This is a genomic window from Herbaspirillum sp. C7C2 (genome assembly GCF_022627865.1).
GTDB classification, from domain to species: domain Bacteria; phylum Pseudomonadota; class Gammaproteobacteria; order Burkholderiales; family Burkholderiaceae_D; genus Herbaspirillum; species Herbaspirillum frisingense.
The window spans coordinates 57,853-73,182 of record NZ_JABXGI010000015.1 but is presented as its reverse complement, the minus strand read 5'-3'; the positions used below and the strand labels follow the sequence as shown (position 1 = coordinate 73,182).

The 15,330-nt window shown below is 64.0% G+C and carries 12 protein-coding genes; 1 reads left to right on the top strand and 11 read right to left on the bottom strand.

The features are described from left to right. Positions 1-187 precede the first annotated feature (187 nt). Positions 188-784 (top strand): LOG family protein, encoded by a 597-nt coding sequence (locus tag HWE04_RS17650; RefSeq protein ID WP_077236340.1) that lies wholly within the window; start codon positions 188-190, stop codon positions 782-784. A gap of 172 nt (positions 785-956) precedes the next feature. On the opposite strand, the gene HWE04_RS17645 is transcribed toward HWE04_RS17650, so the two are convergent. The 11 genes from HWE04_RS17645 to HWE04_RS17595 all read right to left on the bottom strand — a co-directional run bounded on the left by HWE04_RS17645 (position 957) and on the right by HWE04_RS17595 (position 14,998). After that, positions 957-2,198: a cystathionine gamma-synthase family protein gene (locus HWE04_RS17645; RefSeq protein ID WP_102663386.1), complete on the bottom strand. Its 1,242-nt coding sequence runs from the start codon at positions 2,196-2,198 to the stop codon at positions 957-959. A 175-nt stretch (positions 2,199-2,373) separates the two neighbouring features. Beyond that, on the bottom strand, positions 2,374-3,894 hold the full coding sequence (gene purF, locus HWE04_RS17640; protein ID WP_006462710.1) for an amidophosphoribosyltransferase: 1,521 nt from the start codon (positions 3,892-3,894) through the stop codon (positions 2,374-2,376). Positions 3,895-3,989: 95 nt separating this feature from the next. Further along, complete coding sequence (locus HWE04_RS17635; protein WP_241813229.1) at positions 3,990-4,490, bottom strand: CvpA family protein; 501 nt, start codon at positions 4,488-4,490, stop codon at positions 3,990-3,992. A 34-nt stretch (positions 4,491-4,524) separates the two neighbouring features. Then, positions 4,525-5,487, bottom strand: a complete 963-nt coding sequence (locus HWE04_RS17630; RefSeq protein ID WP_241813228.1) for an SPOR domain-containing protein — start codon at positions 5,485-5,487, stop codon at positions 4,525-4,527. 105 nt (positions 5,488-5,592) lie between these two features. Next, positions 5,593-6,915, bottom strand: a complete 1,323-nt coding sequence (gene folC / locus HWE04_RS17625) for a bifunctional tetrahydrofolate synthase/dihydrofolate synthase (protein ID WP_039874898.1) — start codon at positions 6,913-6,915, stop codon at positions 5,593-5,595. Between the two features lie 283 nt (positions 6,916-7,198). Continuing rightward, positions 7,199-8,068, bottom strand: a complete 870-nt coding sequence (gene accD, locus HWE04_RS17620; RefSeq protein ID WP_006462714.1) for an acetyl-CoA carboxylase, carboxyltransferase subunit beta — start codon at positions 8,066-8,068, stop codon at positions 7,199-7,201. A gap of 193 nt (positions 8,069-8,261) precedes the next feature. Next, a complete protein-coding gene (gene trpA / locus HWE04_RS17615) occupies positions 8,262-9,059 on the bottom strand; it encodes a tryptophan synthase subunit alpha (RefSeq protein ID WP_006462715.1) in 798 nt (265 codons plus the stop codon). Positions 9,060-9,131: 72 nt separating this feature from the next. After that, positions 9,132-10,391: a tryptophan synthase subunit beta gene (gene trpB, locus HWE04_RS17610; protein WP_102663382.1), complete on the bottom strand. Its 1,260-nt coding sequence runs from the start codon at positions 10,389-10,391 to the stop codon at positions 9,132-9,134. Positions 10,392-10,433: 42 nt separating this feature from the next. Next, positions 10,434-11,102 carry a phosphoribosylanthranilate isomerase gene (locus tag HWE04_RS17605; RefSeq protein ID WP_102663381.1) on the bottom strand — a complete coding sequence of 223 codons (669 nt, stop codon included), beginning with the start codon at positions 11,100-11,102 and terminating at the stop codon, positions 10,434-10,436. A 52-nt stretch (positions 11,103-11,154) separates the two neighbouring features. Next, positions 11,155-12,072: a tRNA pseudouridine synthase A gene (locus HWE04_RS17600; protein WP_241813227.1), complete on the bottom strand. Its 918-nt coding sequence runs from the start codon at positions 12,070-12,072 to the stop codon at positions 11,155-11,157. A gap of 121 nt (positions 12,073-12,193) precedes the next feature. Further along, positions 12,194-14,998 carry a FimV/HubP family polar landmark protein gene (locus HWE04_RS17595; RefSeq protein WP_241813226.1) on the bottom strand — a complete coding sequence of 935 codons (2,805 nt, stop codon included), beginning with the start codon at positions 14,996-14,998 and terminating at the stop codon, positions 12,194-12,196. Positions 14,999-15,330 lie beyond the last annotated feature (332 nt).

Genomic DNA, 15,330 nt, shown 5'->3' with positions numbered 1-15,330 from the left:
GCCCGGGTCACCACATAAGCTTATGCTGCACTGCACTATCATGGTATAACACGAATACCGCGCTGCCGAAAAGTGGCTGCCAGATGGAAACAAATCGGCAACCAAAAGCAACATGCCGGCACCCACAGGAAACAGCTCGGCCATTGTAACGAAGTAAAGACGTCACGACGGACACTGCAGAGGACACATGAAATCGATTTGCGTATATTGCGGCTCTTCCCCCGGTGCATCGCCCGCCTACGCCGAGGCGGCGCGCAAGCTGGCGCAGGAAATGGTGAAGAACAACATCGCCCTGGTCTATGGCGGCGGCAATGTCGGCCTGATGGGCATCATCGCCAGCGAAGTCATGAAACTCGGGGGCGAAGCCACCGGCGTCATCCCCAAGGCCTTGCTGGACAAGGAACTGGGCCACGACGGCCTGACCCGTCTGCACATCGTCAAGGACATGCACGAGCGCAAGGCCATGATGGCCGAGCTTTCCGACGGTTTCGTTGCCATGCCCGGTGGCATGGGGACGCTGGAAGAACTGTTCGAGGTGCTGACCTGGGCGCAGCTGGGCTTCCACTACAAGCCGATCTGCCTGTACAACGTGGAAGGCTTCTACAACAACCTGATCGCCTTCGTCGACCATCTGGTGTCGCAGCGTTTCGTCAGTTCCGACCAGTCCGGGCTGATGATGCATGAAGCCGATCCAGCCACGCTGATCGAGCGCTTCCAGAGCTTCAAACCGACCTACAAGACCAAATGGGCCGATCGCGAAGCGGTGGCCAATCTGGTGCCTTGATCCAAACCCGGTCGCGCCTGCGGCTCTGGAGCGGCTGCAGGTTTTGCAGGATTCATTTCCGTTTCTTCACATTCCTGCAGCAAGCAAAACGCCCGTCCCTCCTGCGAGGCGACGGGCGTTCTCATTTCTTCACTTTTGGCCCAAATCGGGGCCTAAGCAGGCTTTCAGGCTCTCAGGCCTCCAGTGCCTGACGGAAGTCGGCCACCAGATCCTCGGTATCTTCCAGGCCCACCGAGACGCGGATGAGCGACTCGGCAATGCCCATGCTGGCACGGCGCTCGGCGCCCATCTCGTAGAAGATGGTGTGGGCCACCGGGATCACCAGGGTGCGGGTGTCGCCCAGGTTGCTGGCGGCCACCGCCAGATGCATGCGGTTGAGATAGTCGAAGCAGTCGATGCCGTCCTTCAGTTCGAAGGACATCAGGCTGCCGAAGGAGCGGAACAATGCCTTGGACAAGGCATGCTGCGGATGGGACTCCAGCCCCGGGTAATACACGGCCGCCACGCGCTCATCGGCTTCCAGCATCTGCGCCACGGCCAGGGCATTCTTGCATTCGCGCTCCTGGCGCAGGGCCATGGTCTCGGCACCGACGGCGATGTGATGCGCCGCTTCCGGCCCCAGCGTGGCGCCGAAGTCGCGCAGCGCCTTGGCGCGGATCTGCGCCATGCCCCATTGCGGCGCCGGGTTCTTCTTGTAGTTGTCGGCGATGTGCGGATAGCGGGTCCAGTCGTATTCGCCGGTATCGGTCAGCGCGCCACCCAGCGCATTGCCGTGGCCGCCGATGGACTTGGTCAGCGAATTGACCACCAGGCCGGCGCCGACCGTCTTGGGACGGAACAGGTAGGGCGAGGTCATGGTGTTGTCCACCACGTAGAGGATGCCGCGCTCGCGGCACAGCTCGCCGATGCGCTTCAGGTCCGCCACCTGGGTGCGCGGATTGGCGATGGTCTCGACGAACACCAGGCGGGTATTGGGCGTGATGGCCGCTTCCACATTCTTCACATCGGTGGCGTCCACCATGGACACCTTGGCGCCCTGCGCGCCGACTGTCATCCACAGGCTATTGGTATTGCCGAACAGGAAAGCCGAGGACACCACATGGTCGCCCTCGCGCAGCAGACCCTGGACGATGGCGCCGATGGCGGCCATGCCGGTGGCAAAGCAGATGGTGGACTTGCCGTCTTCCATCTTGGTGATCTTCTCTTCCAGCGCCGACACCGTCGGGTTGCCCTGGCGACCGTAGCGATAGCCCGGCTGCTTGCCCTGGAAGACTTCGGCCAGCTGGCGCGCGTCTTCATAGCCGAAGGTCACGGAAGTGTGGATGGGCTTGTGCAGCGAGCCATGCTCGATACCCTTCTGGCGGTCGCTGTGGAGGATGGTGGTGGTAAAGCCGTAGGTCTTTTTATCGTTCATCGCGGGAGTCGGAAATGCAGGGATGGGCAGGGATGGGCAGGATGGCCGGCAGCGGCAAGCACGGGCCAAAGGCAAAATGATAAGCCAGTTTTCCACCAGCTGCGCATGAAAGAAAAACGCCGGCACCGCAGAAGCGGCCACCGGCGTGCTGTTCCAGCCTCTGGTCAGGCGCGGATCAATCCACGCGGGCCAGGTTCAGGTTCAGCTGCGAACGGACTGCATCTTCCAGTGCCGGCTTGGGATTCTTGCGGGCATATTCGATGCGGTCCAGGTATTCCTGGGTGATGTCGCCGGTGATGTAGTGACCGTCGAAGCAGGATGCCTCGAAGTTGCGCAGGGCCGGGTTGGAGTCGGCAATGGCGCGCTTCATGGCTTCCACGTCCTGGTAGACCAGGGCATCGGCGGTGATCTCGCGGCACACTTCCTCTTCGCTGCGGCCGAAGGCGATCAGCTCGTCGCGGGTCGGCATGTCGATACCGTAGACGTTGGGGAACTTCACCGGCGGCGCGGCCGAAGCGAAGATCACGTTCTTGGCGCCGGACTCGCGCGCCATCTGCACGATCTCGCGGCTGGTGGTGCCACGCACGATGGAGTCATCCACCAGCAGCACGTTCTTGCCCTTGAATTCGCTGCCGATGGCATTGAGCTTCTGGCGCACCGACTTCTTGCGCAGGGCCTGGCCCGGCATGATGAAGGTACGGCCGATGTAGCGGTTCTTGATGAAGCCTTCGCGGTACTCGATACCCAGCTTCAGCGCCAGTTCCATGGCGGCCGGACGCGAGGAATCGGGGATCGGCATGACCACGTCGATCTCGCCGTGCTTGAACTGCTTGCGGATCTTCTCGGCCAGGAACTCGCCCATCTTCAGGCGGGCGCCGTAGACGGAGGCGCCGTCGATGATGGAGTCCGGACGGGCCAGGTAGACGTATTCGAAGGCACAGGGGTTCAGCGACGGGTTCTCGGCGCATTGCTGGTTGTACAGCTTGCCGTCGTTGTCGATGAAGATCGCTTCACCCGGGTTGACGTCGCGCAGGAAGCGGAAGCCCATGCCTTCCAGGGCCACCGATTCGCTGGCCATCATGTATTCGATGCCCTTGTCGCTTTCGTTGAAGCCCAGGCACATCGGACGGATGCCGTACGGATCGCGGAAACCCAGGAGGCCATAACCGGCGATCTGCGCCACCACGGCGTAGGAGCCGCGCACGCGCTTGTGCACCATGGCCACGGCCTTGAAGAGCGCCGCCGGGTCCAGCGAGTAGCCGGTGGTGGCCTGCTGGATTTCGTGGGCCAGCACGTTCAGGAGCACTTCGGTATCGGAATCGGTGTTGATGTGGCGGCGATCGTTCTTGAACATCTCGATCTTCAACTGTTCCGCATTGGTCAGGTTGCCGTTGTGCGCCAGGATGATGCCGAAGGGGGCATTGACGTAGAACGGTTGCGCCTCTTCTTCCGAGGAAGAGCTGCCAGCGGTCGGGTAACGCACCTGGCCGATGCCGGTGTTGCCAGGCAGCGAGCGCATGTTGCGGGTACGGAACACGTCGCGCACCAGGCCATTGGCCTTGTGCATCGAGAAACCGTTGCTGTGGTTGGTTGCGATGCCCGCTGCATCCTGGCCGCGGTGCTGCAGCAGCAGCAGCGCGTCATACAGCATCTGGTTGACGGGGCTATGAGAGACGATACCGACGATGCCACACATGGTGGACTCCTAACGAAGAACGAAAACGAAAATGAACTACGACTGCAACCGACGACCAATGCACCCTGCCACGGGATCTGCCCGCGGCAGCGGCATCAGACAGGGGGTGAAAAATTCACATGCTCGGCCAGTTTTTCCGGCAGGTAGGGCAGCACGGCCTGGGCAGCCTGTTCAACCCAGGGGCTGAACCTGGCCTCTTTCCAGAACGGCTGTTGCGGAATCGAGGTCGTGCCGCACAGCAATGCCACCGCCACCACCAGCAGGACGCCACGCGCCACGCCGAAAATACTGCCCAATGTCCTGTCCAGCATGGTCAGGCCCGTGGCCTTGACCAGCTCACTCAATGTCTTGGCCACCAGCGCCATCAACAGGCGCGTCCCGATGAACAAGGCCACGAAGGCGACGATGAGTCGCGTCAATTCGCCCGGCACCACGTCCGGCAGCATCGTCGAAAGCGCCTCGCCATACATGTTGGCCACCACCAGCGCCACGATCCAGCCAGCCAGCGACAACACCTCGCGCACCAGTCCACGCAGGGTGCCGATGATCACGGAACACGCCAGGATCAGCAGCACCAGGTAGTCAAATATCGTCACGATGACAACAATATGCGGCTATCTGCAGCCAATTTCAAGCAGGAACAATAGTAGCATTCAAGCCCAGCTTCTTGATTCGGCTTCCCATGCGCTCGGCTTCATCGCGGCTGCCGAAGGGACCGACGCGGATGCGCGTACGTTCGCCGGCCTGGGTCGCGATCTTTTGCGTGTAGGAGTGAATACCTGCTGCGTTGAGCTTGTTGCGCAATTCATTGACCTTGTCCTGGGTCGCCAGCGCGGCGACCTGGATGACGAACTTGCCCCCGGTGGCGGCCGGCTTCTTCTCTGCCGGCGCAGCAGCGGCACCGGACTTGCCTTCCAGGATCGCCAGCGCACGGGCCGAATCGTCATGAGCGGAGGGCGCTGCTGCCGGCGCGGTGGAGGCTGGGGCCGGGGCCTTGGGCTTGGCGGCTTCCTTCTTCGGCTCTTCCTTGTGCTCGACCACGATAGCCTTCTTTTCCTCGACCTTGGTCGCAGGCTTGTCGATCACCTTGGGGGCCACGGCCGCCACCGGCGGGCTGGCCGGCTGTGCGGCCGGGGCAGTGGCGGGTTCGGGCGCGATGCTGGCCGGCTCGACGATCTCTTCCTTCTGGTCCAGCGAGGCCTGCTTGGCATCGCCCGCAGAGGCTGGCACCGGGGCCGAGGTTCCGGCCGAGGCCGCCTGGTCCTTGGATGGGATCTGGATGGCGATATCGTCGTTGAGCGGCTTGGGCTCGGAATCGAGGATCATCGGCAACACGATCACCACCGCCAGCGCCAGCGCGACGGCACCGATCAGGCGGCGGCGCGCACGTTTCTTTTCCGGCAACAAGGGATCAGCGGCGGCGTCCTTGCCGGCCTTGGCCCGTCCCCCTGCGGCACGGCCAGAGGTATTGGCGGCGCTACGGCTGCCGCGGCTGCGAATGACGGAAGACTGCTCGTCGGAACGCGAACGGAAAGTACCTTGATCGGAAGCAGAGTCCTGCTTGTTTTTGCGGAAAAACGAGAACAAGCCCATGCGGAGTCGTCTTGAATTGATCTGAAAATCTTGGAAAACCTGCCCGACCCATCAGGTCGGGGCGCCGCCGGGCGTGGCGGCCGGCTCCGGAAATCGGGTACGGGTTCAGTGCAGACCGGGGCGGCGCGCCTGCATGACGCCGGCCACGGTGAGGAAGGACCCGAAAACCACAATTCTATCATTCTCCCCTGCTCTGCTTAATGCATTTGCATAGGCGTCGGCCGGCGAAGTGAAGGTTTCGATGCTGCGCGCCGCGTCCCGCCTGAATTCCGGCGCCACGCCGGCACCCAGCAGGGCGTCCTTGAGCTGTTGTGCAGTGGCCGCGCGCGGCAGCGGCAGGTCGGTCACGCACCAGTGGTCGATCTTGTCCTTCAGATGACCGATGACGCCTTCGATGTCCTTGTCCAGCATGGAGCCGAACACCGCATAGGTGTAGGGGTGAAAGCCCATGTTGTCCAGGTTCTGCGCCAGCGTGGCGGCCGCATGGGGGTTGTGCGCCACGTCCAGGATCACCAGCGGCTGGCCCGGCAGAACCTGGAAGCGGCCCGGCAGCTCCACCGTGGCCAGCCCGGTGCGTACTTCCTGCGCGCCTACCGGCAAGACTTCGCGCAAGGCTTCCAGCGCGGCCAGGGCGGCCGAGGCGTTCAACAGCTGGTTGGCGCCGCGCAGGCTGGGATAGGCCAGCGAATTGCGACGCATGCCGCGTCCGCCATAGGCCCACTGCTGCTTGTCGCCCTGGTAGTTGAAGTCGCGGCCCATCAGCCACAGGTCGGCGCCGATCTTCTCGGCATGCGCGATCAGGGACTTGGGCGGCAGCGGGTCGCCGCACACGGCGACCTTGCCGGGACGGAAGATGCCGGCCTTCTCGAAGCCGATTTCTTCGCGGGTCTCGCCCAGGTATTCGGTATGGTCGATGTCGATGCTGGTGACGATGGACACATCGGCATCAATCACGTTGACCGCATCCAGGCGGCCACCCAGGCCGACTTCCAGGATCACCACGTCCTGCCCAGCATCGGCCAGCAGCTTCATGATGGCCAGGGTGGTGAATTCGAAATAGGTCAGGGAGATGTCACCGCGCTGCGCCTCCACCGCCTCGAAGGCCGCGATCAGTTGCGCATCGCTGGCCATGTCGCCGCTGATGCGGGCGCGTTCGTTGAAGTGCAGGAAATGCGGCTTCATGTACAGGCCCACGCGATAGCCGGCGCGCAGCAGGATCGATTCCAGCATGGCGCAGGTGGAGCCCTTGCCGTTGGTACCGGCCACCATGATGACCGGGCAGTCGAACCGGATGTCCAGCTTCTGCTTGACCTGCATGACCCGCTCCAGGCCCATGTCGATCTGCTTGAAGTGGCGTTGTTCCAGCAGGGCCAGCCATTCGCTCAAGGTGGCGGGGGTGGCAGGGCTCGGGGAAGCTTGGGAAGTCATGGCGCGTCTCGGTCGGTGAAGCTACAGCACAAAAACGAAATACGGATTACTGGACAGCTGTTCCGAATGAGGATGACACAAGTGTCCGTTCGTCCTGAGTAGCGGCATCGCCGCGTATCGAAGGCGCTACGTCCTGGTCCTTCGGCAAGCGCGGGAGCGCCTTCGATACGGCCCTGACCGGGCCTACTCAGGCCGAACGGTAGTCAGACATTCGAAACATGCATGAAAAAACAAGGCCCGGATTTGCACTTCTGCAAATCCGGGCCTGAAGTATATCCGCTTATCAGGAAACCGTTTCGGCGGCCTGGTTTTGCAGCAGGGCCAGCAGACGGGCGATTTCCTCGCGCATCTTGCGGCGGTCGACGATCATGTCGATGGCGCCCTTGGTGACCAGGAATTCGGCACGCTGGAAGCCTTCCGGCAGTTTCTCACGCACCGTGTTCTCGATCACGCGCGGGCCGGCAAAGCCGATCAGGGCGCGGGGTTCGGCCATCACCACATCGCCCATGAAGGCGAAGGATGCCGAGACACCGCCCATGGTCGGGTCGGTCAGCACGCTGATGAAGGGCAGCTTCTTTTCCGACAGCTTGGTCAGCATGGAGGTGGTCTTGGCCATCTGCATCAGCGACAGCAGGCCTTCCTGCATGCGGGCGCCGCCGGTGGCGGTGATGCAGATGAAGGGAACCTTCTGTTCCAGTGCCGCCTGGGCGCCGCGGGCGAAACGCTCACCCACCACCGAGCCCATGGAACCGCCCATGAATTCGAATTCGAAGCAGGCCACGACAACCGGCAGGGTCATGATGGCACCGCCCATGACCACCATGGCATCGGTTTCGCCGGTGGATTCCATGGCGTCCTTGAGACGGTCGGGGTACTTCTTGCTGTCCTTGAACTTCAGGGTGTCGACCGGCAGGGCTTCCTGGCCGATCTCATAGCGGCCGCCTTCGTCGAGCAGGGCATCGAGACGAGCGCGGGCGCGGATGCGCATGTGGTGACTGCATTTGGGGCAGACGTGGAGGTTGGACTCCAGGTCGGTACGGTACAGCACGGCCTCGCAGGAGGGGCATTTGACCCACAAACCTTCCGGGATGGCCTTGCGGCTGGTGGAGCCGCGTTGAATCTGGGGTGGCAGTAACTTCTCGAGCCAGCTCATAGATACCTCATAGATTTTTCCGGTGGCGCGCATTGTACCAGAGCCGACCGGGGCGGGACGTAAAGCACGGTCATGCTTTCCACCCAGCAAGAAATGAAGGACCGGCGGCTTGCGCCTTATCAAAAGACAAAGCCTCCGGGCGCAGTTCGGTGCACCCGGAGGCCTTCTGTCCGATTACTCCTGCCGGCCAGGCTCAGGCATCGAGCGCCTGGCGAATGCCGGTGACGAAGGTCTGCACCGCCTCGCAGGCTTTCTCCTGCGGGGTATTTTCGAGCTCGGCGATGATGCGGCTGCCGATCACGACCGCGTCGGCCACGCTGCCCACGGTGCGGGCGGTGGCACCGTCGCGGATGCCGAAGCCCACGGCGATGGGCAGCTTGACGTGCTGGCGGATGGCGGCGATACGTTCGGCCACTTCGGCGGTGTCGATATGGCCGGCACCGGTCACGCCCTTGAGCGAGACGTAATAGCAGAAGCCGCTGCTCACGGCCGCCACCTGGCGGATGCGCTCTTCCGACGAGGTCGGGGCCAGCAGGAAGATCGGGTCCATGCCGTTGGCCTGCATCTTCTGGGCGAATTCTTCACATTCCTCGGGCGGATAGTCCACCACGATGGTGCCGTCCACGCCCGCCTCGCTGGCAGCGGCGATGAAGGCATCCACGCCGAAGCGTTCGATGGGGTTGGCATAGCCCATCAATACGATGGGGGTATGGGTATTGGTCTTGCGGAATTCGCGCACATAGCCCAGCACATCATGGGTGCTGATGCCGAACTTCAGGGCCCGCTCGCAGGCGCGCTGGATCACCGGGCCTTCGGCCATGGGGTCGGAGAACGGCACACCCAGTTCGAGGATGTCGACGCCGCCGGCCACCAGCGCGTGCAGCAGCGGCACGGTCAGCTCCGGGGCCGGGTCGCCGGCGGTGATGAAGGTGATCAGGGCCTTGCGCTTCTGCTCGGCCAGTTGGGAAAAGGTAGTCTGGATTCTGGACATGATGGTGAAGTATTTTGTCGAACCAGCCGGCCACCCATCGGGCAGCCGGCACGCGTCAGGCAGGGGTGGCGATCAGCCCTGGCGCTGTTGCACGGTATGCATGTCCTTGTCCCCACGGCCGGACAGGTTGACCAGCACGATCTGATCCTTGGGCAGGGTCGCCGCCAGCTTGGCCGCATGGGCCAGGGCATGGCTGGACTCCAGCGCGGGGATGATGCCTTCGATGCGGCAGCAGGTGTTGAAGGCCTGCAGTGCCTCCTCGTCGGTGATGCAGGCATAGCTGGCGCGACCGCTGTCCTTGAGCCATGCGTGTTCCGGCCCCACGCCCGGATAATCCAGGCCGGCCGAGACCGAGTGGGTCTCGATGATCTGGCCATTGGCATCCTGCAGCAGGTAGGTGCGGTTGCCGTGCAGCACACCGGGCGAGCCCAGGGTCAGCGAGGCCGAATGGCGACCGGTATCAAGCCCGTCACCGGCGGCTTCCACGCCGACCAGCTTCACATCGGCATAGTCGATGTAGGGATAGAAGATACCCATGGCATTGGAGCCGCCACCGACGGCCGCCACCACGTAGTCCGGCTGGCGCGAGGCGATCTCGGGCATCTGCTGGATGCACTCGTTGCCGATCACCGACTGGAAGTCGCGCACCATCATCGGGTAGGGGTGCGGGCCGGCCACGGTGCCGATGATGTAGAAGGTGGTCTCGACATTGGTGACCCAGTCGCGCATGGCTTCGTTGAGCGCATCCTTCAGGGTCTTGGAGCCGGATTCCACCGGCACCACCTTGGCGCCCAGCAGGTTCATGCGGTACACGTTCTGCAACTGACGCTTCACGTCTTCCGCGCCCATGTAGACGATGCATTCCATGCCGAAACGCGCACAGATGGTGGCCGTGGCCACGCCGTGCTGGCCGGCACCGGTCTCGGCGATGATGCGCTTCTTGCCCATGCGCTTGGCCAGCAATGCCTGGCCGATCACGTTGTTGATCTTGTGGGCGCCGGTGTGGTTGAGGTCTTCGCGCTTGAAGTAGATCTGCGCACCGCCGGCCTGCTCGGACCAGCGCTTGGCGTGGTACACAGGGCTGGGACGGCCGACGAAATGCTTCAGTTCGGTGTGGAATTCGGCGAGGAATTGTTCATCGTGCTGGTAACGGGCATAGGCCTCGCGCAGCTCGTTCAGGGCCAGGGTCAGGGTTTCGGAGACGAAGCTGCCGCCGTAGGGGCCGAAGTGGCCACGCGCGTCCGGCAGGTTGTAGTGGGCCGACTGGTGCAGGGCGGCGACGGGAACGGCCTGGCGCTCGGCAAAGCTGCCGAGGGGGTTCAATTCTTTCATGGGTTTCCTCTGAATCTCGTACTGCGTACTGTATGGGGAGTGCTACGCCGGGGTAGCGTCCGCCAGGCGGACGGCGCTGATGAAGGCCTCGATCCTGGCGGCATCCTTGATGCCCTTGGCGGCTTCGACACCACTGCTGATATCGACCGCGTAGGGACGAACGCGGGTCACCGCCTCAGTGACGTTGTGTACGCTCAAGCCACCACTCAAAACGGCCCGAGGCGCGAGTTCTTTTGGAATGAGAGACCAATCGAAAACCTTTCCACTGCCGCCGTACTCCTCGACCAGGGTGTCGAGCAGCAGTCCGGTGAAAAACGGACTGGCGGAGCGATATGCCTGTTCATATTCTAACAAATCCGAGGGCTGCGTCGAACTTCCTATTCTGGCCGCACGCATGAAGGGTCTGACAACGGCGCGGGCGATCGCGGCACAGTGCTCGGGCGTTTCGTCGCCGTGGAACTGCAATATCGTCAGGGGCGCCTCGGCCAACACCTGTTGCACCTCTTCCAGGGTCGGGTTGACGAACAGGCCGACGATGCTCACCAGCGGCGGCACCGCCCGCGCCAGCTCGCCGGCACGTTGCGGCGTGACATAGCGCGGGCTTTTTGGATAGAACACCAGGCCCAGCGCATCGGCGCCAGCGGCCACGGTGGCACGGACATCCTCTTCGCGGGTCAGTCCACAGATCTTGATACGGGTACGCAAGCTCATCGATATTGCCTTTTTGCAAGAATTTCAGGGGTGCGCGCAGCGGCCCAACGCGCTACAGCCAGGGCCAGGAGCGATTCTCCTGCGGCAGCGCCCAGGCATCCGGATAGTCTACCCGCGCCAGGTAGAGGCCGTCCGGCATGAAGGTCGGGGCGGCCCGGCTGCGGTCGCGCAGGGCCAGTACCTGCCCTATCCACTCCGGCCCCTGCTTGCCGCTGCCGACCACGATCAGCGAGCCGACGATGTTGCGCACCATGTGATGCAGGAAGGCATTGGCCTTGAGCGTGAAGACGATCATGTCGCCATGGCGACGCACGGCGATGCTTTCCATCTTGCGCACCGGCGACTTGGCCTGGCACTCCACGGCCCGGAAGCTGGTGAAATCGTGCTCGCCAATCAGGTGCTGGGCCGCGCGGTGCATGCGGTCAGCGTCCAGCGGGCGGAAGGTCCAGCCGGCCTTGCCGGCCAGCAGCGGCGAACGGACCGCATGGTTGTAGAGCACGTAGTGATAGGTGCGGGCGATGGCCGAAAAGCGCGCATGGAAGCCGAACTGGGCCAGCTGCGCCGCCCCTTCGCGCTCGGCGCCATGCAGCGCGGCGACCTCGCCAGTGCCGGCACCGGCGCTGGCATTGGCAATGGCCGCGTCATCCACGTAAGGCAGCTCGCAGGCCCAGCGCACCGCGATCGTCGGCGGCAGGAAGGCATTGGTGCCGCGCACCCAGGAAAAGCTGTCGCGGGCGATGGCGGTGTCGAAATGGACCACCTGCTCCAGTGCATGCACGCCGGAGTCGGTGCGGCCGGCACAGGTGGTGGCGATGGGCTGGGTGCTGAAGCGCAGCAGGGCCGCTTCCAGCTGATCCTGCACGGTCTGGCGGTGCGGCTGGGTCTGCCAGCCCTGCCAGCAGGCGCCGTCGTATTGCACGCCCAGTACCACGCGGCGCAGACCGTCGGCTTGGGGGGGAATGTCTGTCATGGTGATCACTGCAGGCCGCCCTTGCGCTGCTTGCCAGGCTCAGGCGGCACGATGAAAACAAACGGGCAGCTCATGCGAGCTGCCCGCGAGATGAAGCTATTGTAATCGCTGGCCGTGGGTTTCAGCCCAGGGCGGACATCATTTGCTTGGCACGTGCGATCTGGGCATCGTTGCCGCCGCGCATGACTTCTTCGAGCAATTCGCGAGCACCTTCCTTGTCGCCGATTTCCTCATAGGCGGCGGCCAGGTCGAGCTTGGTAGTCATCTCGGCCTCGAAGGCGGACTCTTCATCTTCTTCCAGCAGGTTGGTGGACGCTGGCGCTGCGTCCTCCTCCGGCAGGCTCAGGTCCAGATCGGCCAGATCCGTAGCGGGAGCGGGAGCAGGTGAAGCGGGCGCCTCATCCAGGCTGTCCAGCAGCGTCGATGCCGAGGCGGCGCCGCTCGACGCCGGCAGGATGGGCTCGTTGGCGTCGGGCTTGGCGCCGTTTTCCAGGTCCAGGTCGAAATCGATGTCCTTGCCCAGGTCCATGGCCGCGCCTGCCGGCGGGGTCGGCGTGGCTTGCAGCTCGGCGCCCTTGAAGTCGCTGAGGTCGAACTCCATGCCCTGCTCTTCCTCGCTGCCGAGGATCGGTTCCTCTTCGGCGGGGACACCACCGTACAGCGGATTGGTGGGATCGACTTCCAGGCCCAGGGCTGCGGCCTTGACCCAGGTTTCGTTGAGCCCACCGCTGAGCTGATGCAGGTCGAGCGCGACCTTGTTGAAGTTCGCCACATCGCCGCGCTTGGCATAGATTTCCAGCAGCTTGGCGTGCAGCGCCTGGCGCTCGGGCGTTGTCTGCAGGGCCAGCTTGAGAATGTCCTCGGCCTGCTCGTCACGGCCATAGGCGATGTACATGTCGGCTTCGGAGATCGGATCGACCGGCTCTTCCGGAACCACGGCGGCCACCGGAGCAGCCTCCTCGACCACGGGCGCGACGACCGCTACGGTCGCCGGAACCTCGGGTTCTGCTTCAGGCTCCGCCTCAGCCACCGCTGCCGCAGCCGCAGCCGCTGCTGCAGGTGCAGGCGAAGCAGGCTCGGGTTCGACGGCAGGTTCGACGGCGCCTTCCTCGGACTTCTTCTTGCGACGACGCATGGCCAGCACACCACCACCGGCGGCCAGCAGCGCGACCAGCACACCGGCACCGATCAGGAAGGCGGGATTTTCCTTCACCTTGTCAACGAAGCTGCCACCGTTCTTGTCTGCCGGTTTGGCGCTGGCTGCCGGCGGCGTAGTCGACGAAGCGACTGCTGCAGCCGGCGCCGTTGCAGGTTCAGGCGCAGGGGTTGCGGGCGCATCGGCCGGCTTGTCCTCGGCCTTGGGTGCGGCGGCGTCGGCGGCCGGCTTGGCGGCTTCGCCCTCCTTCGGTTGTTGCGCGCTCAGTTCGGCGATGGTCTTGTTCTTCAGCTCCAGCAGTTTCTGGAGGTTGTCGACGTTCTTTTCCAGGTCCTTGACGCGGTCATTGGCCTCGGCCAGCGCGCGCTCGCTGGCGGCCTTGTCTTCGGCAGCAGCGCCGGCGCTGCCGGTCTTGCCATTGCCCTTGTTGGCGCGGGACAGCTCCAGGCGATCACGCGCCGACTGGGTGCCGGAACGTTCTTCCACCCGCGTGGTGATTTTGCCGCCGCCACTCTGGCGGCTGGTGCCGGGCTTGCCGGCCGGTGCGTTGGCGACCTGGCCGGCCAGCTTGTTGCGGTAGGCGTTGAAGTCCTGCGCCTGCGCCACGACCATGCCGCGTGCCTCATCGCGGTCGACGGCGGCGGCGGTGGGCTGATCGGGAATGCTGAGGATCCTGCCGGCGCGCAGGCGGTTGATGTTGTTGCCCTGGAAGGCGTCGGGATTGGCGCGATACAGGGCGATGAGCATCTGGTCCAGCGAGACATTGGCCGGCTGGTTGCGGGCGGCAATCGCGCCCAGGGTATCGCCCTGCTTGACGCGGTAGTCGGCGCTCTTGCCGGCAGCAGCCGGCGCAGCGGCCGCTGACGGATTAGCCGCGGCCGGCTGGGCCACCGTCCCCGTGGCGCTTTGCGTCGCTGCCCGGGAGGCGGCAAGCGCGTCCGGGCTGGCCGAGGCCGGGGTATCGGCAGGCGATGCCTGCTGGCGACGGATCAGTTCCTCGGCCAGGGCCGATGGTGCAGGCCGCTGGACGATGGTGGTCGCGGGCTCTTCGCCGCTGACCGGGATCGGGGTGCTGCTGGCGGCAGGAGCGGCAGCGGGTGCGGCAGCCTGTGCTGGTGCGGGGGTCGGCGCGGCAGCGGCGGCCGGTGCAGCCTGGGCAGCGGTCGGTTCAGAATCGGCAGCCGGGGCAGCCGATGCAGCCGGCGCAGCAGGCGTGGTCGCCGCAGCAGGGGCTGTGGGGGCGGCCGCAGCGCTTGCTGCAGCCTCGCTACGGGAGGACGAACCGTTGGTCGCGCCGGCATTACCCGGCGTCAGCGGTGCCACCTGGGCGTTGCGCGGTGCCTTGCTGTCAGGTGGATCAAGCAGGAAAGTATATTCACGCAGCAGGCGGGAATCGCCCGCGCTCAATTCCATCAGGAGGTCGACAAACGGATCACTGACCGGTTGGGAAGAGCTGATACGGATGAAGTGACGCCCCTGGCGCTGTTCGACCACGAAGGATAGCGAACCCAGTACCGGGTTGTAATCCATGTTGGCGCGGCGGAAGGCCTCGGCCGGTGCCAGGCGGGCCGACAGCTTGCCGGCCTCATCGGCGCTCACGGAAGTGACCTCGATCTCGGCCCGCAACGGCTGGCCCAGCGAGGACAGCACGGTCAGCTTGCCCAGTCCGGCCGCTTGCGCACCCAGCGGCAAGGCCAGGGCCAGCGCAACGGCGGCGCTCAGGGTCTTCATCTGGGACAGGGGAAGCTTCTTGTTAGTATTCAGAGGCATGTTTTATATGGCTTAGAGAAACGTTCCGCTTGAAACCCGTCACGCTCGCGTTCAACCCGGTGGAAGCCGTGAATGGGGCATGTGCCGCGCAGCCTTGCTGTGGGCCGTCGCTGCTCCTGTCCCTGCAGCCCTTGCTGTCTTGAAAGCATTGTTTTGCAGCTCAGGGAACGGAAATGCAGATCCATTTCATCAAATCCAGCAGGCGCCCGGCGGTGGCGCTGCCATGTTGGTTTTCATGAAATGAATGGGCTTTTCAAATTAACATCAAGAACTTACACCCGCAAGTGTACTTAACTTCTCAAGATGAGAAAAACCCGCCAGCTTCTCCCTGG